Below are 2,029 nucleotides of genomic sequence, written 5' to 3'. Positions count from 1 at the left end.
AGGACCTCGTTGCCGGGGATCGAGTCGGACCAGCCGGCGATGACCGGGGAAGTGAAGTCCGCCGCCGGGGTGCGGGTGCCGGAGAAGATCGTCTCGGTGATCTCCTCGCGGTTGATCGCCATCGACACGACATAGGTGTCGATGCTCACGGCGTCGTCGAACTGGGTTCCGGTGGTCAGCAGCGCCAGATCCTCGGAGAGGAACGGGGTCGGATCGGCGAGGTCCGAGCTGTGCACCCAGCGCAGGGGGCGGTCGAGCGCGCCTTCGGGGACGTCGGCTTCACGGGGGATCAGGGAGAGGCCGAGGTCGCGGCGCTGCAGCAGCGCGCGCAGCGTCGGTTGGGCGATGACGGGCACGGCACCCTCGTCTCTTGTACACCTCGGCGAATACCTACTCCAGATTATACAGAGCGGTGAGTGCAGCCGCCTCTCTCGCAGCCGTACGCTCGCGAGCATGGCACTCCTCGACACCGCAGCTGTTGCAGTTCCCCTCGGCGGACCCGAGCTCCCTCAGGAGCGTCGTCTGGTCACCGAACTCCCCGGGCCCCGCTCGGCCGAGATCCTGGCACGCAAGGCGGATGCCGTCGCCGCCGGTGTCGGCCACACCGTGCCCGTCGCGACCGTCGCCGCCGGTGGCGGAGTCGTCGTCGACGCGGACGGGAACTCGCTCATCGACCTCGGATCGGGCATCGCCGTGACCACGGTGGGCAACGCGCACCCGAAGGTCGCCGCCGCCGTCGCCGCACAGGCCGCGCAGTTCACGCACACCTGCTTCATGATCTCGCCGTACGAGTCGTACATCGAGGTGGCCGAGGCGCTCAACCGGGTCACCCCCGGTGACTTCGCCAAGAAGAGCGCACTGTTCAACTCGGGCGCCGAAGCGGTCGAGAACGCGATCAAGATCGCGCGCAAGCACACCGGTCGCCAGGCGGTCGTCGCCTTCGACCACGGCTACCACGGCCGCACGAACCTGACCATGGCGCTGACCGCCAAGTCGATGCCCTACAAGAGCGGCTTCGGTCCGTTCGCTCCCGAGGTGTACCGCGCCCCGATGTCGTACCCGTTCCGCGACGGCCTCGACGGACGCGAGGCAGCCGCCCGTGTCATCCTGCAGCTCGAGAAGCAGATCGGCGCCGAGAACCTGGCCGCGGTCATCATCGAGCCCATCCAGGGCGAGGGCGGCTTCATCGTCCCGGCCGATGGCTTCCTGCCCGCGATCGTCGACTGGTGCCGCGCGAACGGCGTCGTCTTCATCGCCGACGAGGTGCAGACCGGCTTCGCCCGTACCGGACACATGTTCGCGAGCGAGATCTTCGGCATCGAGCCCGACCTGATCACCACCGCCAAGGGCATCGCCGGCGGTCTTCCGCTGGCCGCGGTGACCGGCCGCGCCGAGATCATGGACGCCTCGCACTCCGGCGGCCTCGGCGGCACGTACGGCGGCAACCCGATCGCCTGCGCGGCAGCTCTCGCCGCGATCGACGTGTTCGAGAACGACGGTGTGATCGAGCGGGCACGCGAGATCGGTACGATCCTCACCGACCGTCTCACCGCGATGCAGAAGAACGACCCCCGCGTCGGGGATGTCCGCGGGCACGGTGCGATGATCGCGGCCGAGTTCGTCGACCCCGAGACCAAGGCGCCGAATGCCGCTCTCACCGCTGCCGTCGCGAAGGCGTGCATCGCACAGGGCGTCATCGTCCTCACCTGCGGAACGTACGGCAACGTCATCCGCTTCCTTCCTCCGCTCTCGATCGGCGACGACCTGCTGAACGAGGGACTCGACATCGTGGCCGCCGCCCTGGCCGCCGCCGAATAGCATGCAGGCCGCGCTCCCGCGCGGCCTGACCCCCTGTCCGGTCGCGACCCCAATCGGGGGATTTCGGGTCGCGACCGGCACTACTTCACCCAACGAAGGAGTTGCAGATGTCTGAGATCACCCGCGACGTACTCATCATCGGTGCCGGAGCCGCAGGGCTCACGGCGGCGAACGACCTGCGCAAGGCCGGCCTGTCGGTCGCCGTGCTGGA

The 2,029-nt window shown here is 68.8% G+C and carries 2 protein-coding genes and 1 pseudogene; 2 read left to right on the top strand and 1 reads right to left on the bottom strand.

Annotated elements, in window-relative coordinates; translation table 11 throughout:
- Positions 1-356: pseudogene (locus KZA10_RS18215) on the bottom strand (hypothetical protein); the annotation flags it as partial.
- A gap of 97 nt (positions 357-453) precedes the next feature.
- Here KZA10_RS18215 and gabT point away from each other — a divergent pair.
- Complete coding sequence (gene gabT, locus KZA10_RS13405; protein WP_055865498.1) at positions 454-1,818, top strand: 4-aminobutyrate--2-oxoglutarate transaminase; 1,365 nt, start codon at positions 454-456, stop codon at positions 1,816-1,818.
- Between the two features lie 107 nt (positions 1,819-1,925).
- Positions 1,926-2,029 (top strand): FAD-dependent oxidoreductase (locus tag KZA10_RS13400; RefSeq protein WP_218683124.1); only part of this gene is annotated, 104 nt, incomplete at its 3' end.

This window comes from Microbacterium sp. BF1, from assembly GCF_019279095.1.
GTDB lineage: Bacteria > Actinomycetota > Actinomycetes > Actinomycetales > Microbacteriaceae > Microbacterium > Microbacterium maritypicum.
The sequence above is the reverse complement of the archived record's forward strand: the minus strand, read 5'-3'. Positions and strand labels throughout refer to the sequence as shown.